This window comes from Allobosea spartocytisi (assembly GCF_014764685.1).
Classification (GTDB): Bacteria; Pseudomonadota; Alphaproteobacteria; order Rhizobiales; family Beijerinckiaceae; genus Allobosea; species Allobosea spartocytisi.
Genome location: NZ_JACXWY010000001.1, coordinates 584148 through 590147, shown reverse-complemented (window position 1 = coordinate 590147; position 6000 = coordinate 584148). Strand labels below are relative to the sequence as shown.

Sequence of the window (6000 nt, the reverse complement as noted above, 5' to 3'; positions counted from 1 at the left end):
GGGCGGGGGAGGCTGCATCGGCTGGGCGGCCGGCGCATTCGTCCAGGCGGAAGAGGGCTGCCCCTCCGGGCGGGGCGGAACCGGCGGAACGGAGCCGGCACGCGGCTGCGCGGGAGCGCCGCCGAAAATGCCTGACAGGAAGCCGCCCGAGGCTTGAGGCGCTTCGGTGGGACGGCTCTGCAGCTCACGCACCTGCGCCTGCAGGCTCTCGACCTGCTGGTGCAGGTTGGTCAGCGCCTGCTCCTGCACATAGACGGCTTGAGCCATCGCATAGGGCGCATAGGGCTGCTCGCGCAGTCGCTCGGCGATGAAGGCTTCGGCTTCCGGGTCGCGGGGCTGGGTGGCGGCCTGCTTGAGCCGATCGAAAATCCCGGCGATCACGTCGCGTTCTTGCGGCGTCATCGTCATCTCCTCTGGTTGGACGGCGCCGATGCGCCGCCCTCAAGAGGTGGGCCTGCCCTGTGACGGTATCAAGGCGGAGCGCGGCAGCATGCCGCGCGCTGCGATCAGAAGTCGCCGTCGGGGCTGTAGTCGTCCGGCGGCGGCGCCTCGTCGCCGTCGGGCGCGACCAGCGTGCCGCGGTTGAGGACGAGGACGTTCGTGCCGGCAGGGACGCGGCTGTGGAGGTCGATGATGTCCTGGTTGAACAGGCGGATGCAGCCGGAGGACATCGACTTGCCGATCGACCACGGCTCCGAGGTGCCGTGGATGCGGTACAGGGTGTCGCGGCCGCCCTGGTAGAGATAGAGCGCGCGCGCGCCGAGCGGGTTGTCGAGGCCGCCCTGCATGCCGCCGGCCCAGGGGCCGTTCTTCTTCGGGTCGCGGCGGATCATATCAGGCGTCGGGGTCCAGCGCGGCCATTCGGCCTTGCGCTGCACCGTGGCGCGGCCGCGCCAGGACATGCCCTGCTTGCCGACGCCGATGCCGTAGCGGATCGCCTTGCCGCCGGGCTGGACGAGATAGAGGAAGTGAGCGTCGGTATCGACGACGATCGTGCCGGGATGCTCGGCGGTCTGGTAGGAGACGATCTGGCGCAGGAAGCGCGGATTGACCTCGGAGACGTCGGTCGCCGGCAGCGGGAACTTTTCGTCGGGCCGCTCGCCATACATCTCCAGATATTCCGGGCTGACCATGCGCGCCCGCGGGGTCGGCACCTCATAGGGCTGCTGTCGCTGGCTGACGCAGGCTGCCAGGAACAGCGGTGTCATCGCGGCGAAGACGCGGCGGGTCGGCCGGGCGAGGGGAGAGGCGTCGTGGCGGGCGGAAGACATTGGACTGAAAACTCGATCTGGACGGGCGGGCGGTAGCTGGCGGAAGGCGACCACACAATTCCCTGCGCCGTCGCTTGTTCCGGTTCAAGGAACCGGAGATGGCTGCGGGGTGAATACCGTGTGGCGGAATTGTGGCAAGCCGCGCCTGTTGCGTATGGGCAACAATGTTCCCGCGCTGCCACAACGACGCCCGGCGAATCCCCCGCTTGGCGAGAATTCCCGCTTCCGGCGCTGGAAAAGCGATTCTTCTGCGGCCCTAGGAGACCGTCACAGGGTTAATAAAAGACTATCGCGGTCGCTATGGATTGCTTTTCCGGCGTGACTATCCCGTCAATGGCCGGGAGGCATGCGCCAGAGACATGCTCATCGGCCGTTTCCGCTACGCGGGGCGCCCGGCAGCTTCTGGCGAACAACGGATTGTGATCGCGCCGAAAGCCGCCCGGCAGCCGAAGCGACGGGGTGACGAACTCAGAAGGCCGCCGCCCGCGTGGGCGCGACGAGACCGAGGCGTTCGCGCGACCACCAGCGGCCGAGCATCATCACCGACACCACCGCGAGGCCGATCACGAGCCCGATCCAGATGCCGCGTCCGGCCAGCGGCGTGAGGAAGCCAAGTGCTGCCGAAAGCGGCAGGCCGATGCCCCAATAGCCCAGGCCGGCGAAGATCATCGGCAGCCGCGTATCGCCGAGGCCGCGCAGGATCGAGGCGCCGACGACCTGCGCCCCGTCGGCGAGCTGGAAGACGGCGGCGTAGAACAGGAACGTCATGGCAAGCCCGGCGACCTCCGCGGCTCCGGTTTTCGAGACGTCGAGGAAGGGCGCGACGAGCCATTGCGGAGCGAGCGCCATCAAGAGCGCGGTCGAGGCCATGAAACTCAGGGCGAGGAACAGCGCCGTGGCGCCCGCGCGCCGGACACCCTCGCTGTCGCCGGCCCCGAAGGCGCGCCCGACCCTGACCGTGCCGGCCTGCCCGATGCCGAGCGGCACCATGAAGGTCAGCGAGGCGATCTGGATCGCGATGGCATGCGCCGCGAGCGGGCTCTCCCCGAACAGGCCCATCATGAAGGCGGCGCCGTTGAAGATCACGACCTCGAAGGCGACCGTCAGCCCGATCGGGAAGCCGATGCGCCAATAGGTCCGGTAGCGCGGCCAGTCCGGCACCCAGAAGCGCCCGAGCAGGTGGTAGCGGCGGAAGCGCCGGTCGAGCGAGACGACGAGCGCGAGGCCGGCGAACATCAGCGCCGAGGACAGCGCGGTCGCGAGGCCGGAGCCCGGCAGGCCCAGCGCCGGAAAGCCGAGATGCCCGAACATCAGGCACCAGTTGGCGAAGGCGTTGAAGGCGACGGCGAAGAGCACGACGATGAAGGCCCAGCGCGGCCGCTGCAGCGCCGCGACGAAGCCGCGCAGGCACAGATAGAAGAAGAAGGGCAGCAGCCCCCATTGCAGCGTATGGACATAGGATGCGGCCGCCTTCGACAGCGCCGGATCCTGCCCCATCGCGTTCAGGATGGCTTCGGCCTGCCAGAGGACCAGCCACATCGGGCCGGCCATCGTCGCCGCCGCCCAGAAGCCTTGCCGCACCGTCCGGCGCAGGTCGCGCACGGCATGGCGGTTGCGGCCGAGCTCGATCGCGATCATCGGCGAGACCGCACTCATCACGCCGATGCCGAAGATCAGGAAGGCCGTGTAGAGATTGCTGCCGAGCGCGCCGGCCGCCAGCGCCTGCGGGCCGAGATGGCCCATCATCACGACATCCGTGGCCGTCATCGCTGTCTGCGCGACATTGGTCAGCACCATCGGCCAGCTCAGGGCGAGCATGGCCCGGGCCTCGGTGAGCCAGGGATGGGAACGGGCGGGGGTTGCGGCGACGGTTGACATGGCGCTCCGCTTCTACCCGCGATTGCCGATCGCAGACAGCCACCCGCGCAGGGGGGCGGCTGCGCGCCGGGCGGGTCGACAAGCCGGGACGCGGCCTGCATCTTGCCTCGCGCTAGGCAAGGAGGGTTGTCGTTCATGAGCACCAATCTGCGGATCGACGGCGCGCGGCTGACCTCGCGGCTGGCGGATCTGGCGCGCATCGGCGCGACGCCGGAGGGCGGCTGCCGCCGTCTCGCCCTGACCGATGAGGACAGGCAGGGCCGCGACTGGCTCGTCGGCCAGCTCGAGACGCTCGGCCTCGACACCCGCATCGACGCGATCGGCAACATCGTCGGCATCCTCAAGGGCCAGCTCGATGGACCCGCCGTCATCATGGGCTCGCATATCGACACGGTCGGCACCGGCGGGCGCTTCGACGGCGCGCTCGGCGTCGTGGCCGGCGTCGAGGTGTTGGCGGCCCTGCGCGATGCCGGCCTCACGCCGAAGCGCGACATGGCCGTCATCGCCTTCACCAATGAGGAGGGAGCCCGATTCCATCCCGACATGCTCGGCTCCTATGTCTGGGCCGGCGGGATGAGCGTCGAGGCCGCCCACCGCGAAGTCGATTCCGAAGGCGTCGGCCTCGGTTCCGAGCTGAAGCGCATCGGCTACGAAGGCGCGGAGCGGCCCGGCTTCCTGCCCGCGCATGCCTATCTGGAGATGCATATCGAGCAGGGGCCGGTCCTCGAGAACGAGGGCGGCGGTCTCGGCGCCGTCACCGGCATCCAGGCGATCACCTGGCTGGAATTGACGCTGAAGGGCCGCCCGAGCCATGCCGGCACGACGCCGATGGCCTATCGCAAGGATCCGGGGCTGGCGGCGGCGCGCATCAACATCTTCGCCAACGAGCTGACCAAGACCATCCCGCACCAGCTCGCCAATTCCGGCGTCATCCGCGTGCAGCCCGGCAACGTCAACGTCGTGCCCGAGACGGTGGTGATGACGCTCGACCTGCGCAATCCGCAGGATGCGCCGCTCGCCCAGGCCGAGGAGGCGGTGCGCCGCTTCTGCGCCGAGCTTTCGGAGCGCGACGGCATCGCCATCACCTTCCGCGATCTCGCTCGCTTCCCGGCGACGCCCTTCGCCGAGGAGTTGATCGCCGAGGTCGAACGCAGCGCGGGCGAATTCGGCTTGCCGATCCGGCGCATGATCTCCGGCGCCGGCCACGACGCCCAGATGATGGCGCGGCTTTGCCCGACTGCCATGGTCTTCATCCCCTCGATCGGCGGGCTCTCGCACAACCCGGCCGAGTTCAGCACCGACGAAGACATGGTCGCCGGCGCCAATGTGTTGCTCGCCACCGCCTGGCGCGTGGCGAACGCCTGAGGATCTCCCGCATGACGACGATCGCTTCGCTCTCGGCCGCCGAGCTCGGCCCCCTCTACGCCAGCAAGGATGTGTCGCCGGTCGAGGTCGCGAAGGACGCGCTCGCCCGCATCGAGCGCTTCGAGCCGCAGATCAACGCCTTCGTCCATCGCGACGAGGCGGCGACGCTCGCCATGGCTGAGGCGTCGCAGGCGCGCTGGCTCAAGGGCGAGGCGACCGGCCCGCTCGACGGCGTGCCGGTCACGATCAAAGACAACATCGCCGTCGCCGGCTGGCCGATGCGGCGCGGCTCCGCCGTGGCCTCCGACGCGCCCTTCCCGGAGGATGCGCCGGCCACGGCCCGCCTGCGTGAAGCCGGCGCCGTCTTTCTCGGCAAGACGACCATGCCGGAATATGGCTGGAAGGGTGTCGGCGATTCGCCGCTCACCGGCATCACCCGCAATCCCTGGAACATCGGCACGGGGCCGGGCGGCTCTTCTGCGGGAGCGGCATCGGCTGCGGCGCTCAATCTCGGCTGCATCCATATCGGCACCGACGGGGCCGGCTCGGTCCGTATCCCTGCCGCCTTCACCGGCGTCGTGGGGCTCAAGCCGAGCTATGGCCGCGTGCCGGCCTGGCCGATCTCGACCATGGGCTTCCTCGCCCATCTCGGCCCGCTCACCCGCACGGTGACCGATACGGCGCTGGCGATGCAGGTGATCGGCCAGCCCGACGAGCGCGACATGACGGCGATGACGGGAAGGCCGCCGGACTATGTCGACGGCCTCAAGGGCGGGCTGAGGGGCCTGCGCGTCGCCTGGTCGCCGCGGCTCGGCCTCGACGTGCCGGTGGATCCCGAGATCGCGGCGCTGACGAGCGCAGCGGCACAGCTTTTCGCCGAGCTCGGCGCGACGGTCGAGGAGGCCGATCCCGGCTTCGCCGATCCGATCGAAACCCTGATCACCCTATGGGCATCGGGCGCGGCGCTGGCACTGCGCGACACCGATGCTGCCGGTCGGGCGCGGATGGATCCGGGCCTCGTCGCCGTCGCCGGGCAAGGCGAGCGCATTCCGGCCTCGGCCTATGTCGATGCGCTGCTCAACCAGCGCAACGCGCTGGCGCTGTGCATGGCCCGCTTCCACGCCCGCTTCGACCTGCTGCTCACGCCGGCCCTGCCGCTGCCGGCCTTCTCGGTGGGCCGCAACACGCCCGAGCATGGCGCCTATGGCGATGACTGGACCCGCTGGACGCCCTTCACCTACCCCTTCAACCTCACCCAGCAGCCGGCGATCTCCGTGCCTTGCGGCCTGACCGCGGCCGGGCTGCCGGCGGGGCTGCAGATCGTCGGCGCTTTCGGGCGCGATGCGCTGGTGTTGCGGGCGGCTGCCGCCTTCGAACAGGCAAAACCCTTCGCCCGCGTCGATCAGCCGATCAAACCGATTTAACCGGCTTTTTTTCTGCGGTCGCTCCTTTGCCGCGCGATCCAACGCCAAGGGCCGGATATTCC

The 6000-nt window shown here is 69.5% G+C and carries 5 protein-coding genes; 2 read left to right on the top strand and 3 right to left on the bottom strand.

Translation table 11 applies throughout. The annotated features are described in order from the left end of the window. From IED13_RS02865 to IED13_RS02855, 3 genes are all read right to left on the bottom strand, one after another. The coding region (locus IED13_RS02865) for a DUF2076 domain-containing protein (protein ID WP_191123288.1) at window positions 1-402 on the bottom strand (402 nt) is incomplete at its 3' end. A 104-nt stretch (window positions 403-506) separates the two neighbouring features. Beyond that, the gene (locus IED13_RS02860) at window positions 507-1208 is read right to left on the bottom strand and encodes a L,D-transpeptidase (RefSeq protein WP_113252221.1); all 702 of its coding nucleotides are present in this window, start codon (window positions 1206-1208) and stop codon (window positions 507-509) included. A gap of 531 nt (window positions 1209-1739) precedes the next feature. Then, complete coding sequence (locus tag IED13_RS02855; protein WP_191123287.1) at window positions 1740-3149, bottom strand: MATE family efflux transporter; 1410 nt, start codon at window positions 3147-3149, stop codon at window positions 1740-1742. A gap of 135 nt (window positions 3150-3284) precedes the next feature. Here IED13_RS02855 and IED13_RS02850 point away from each other — a divergent pair, with 135 nt between their 5' ends. Then, window positions 3285-4514 (top strand): M20 family metallo-hydrolase, encoded by a 1230-nt coding sequence (locus tag IED13_RS02850; RefSeq protein ID WP_191123286.1) that lies wholly within the window; start codon window positions 3285-3287, stop codon window positions 4512-4514. Window positions 4515-4525: 11 nt separating this feature from the next. Next, the gene (locus tag IED13_RS02845) at window positions 4526-5938 is read left to right on the top strand and encodes an amidase (RefSeq protein ID WP_113252087.1); all 1413 of its coding nucleotides are present in this window, start codon (window positions 4526-4528) and stop codon (window positions 5936-5938) included. Window positions 5939-6000: the final 62 nt, after the last annotated feature.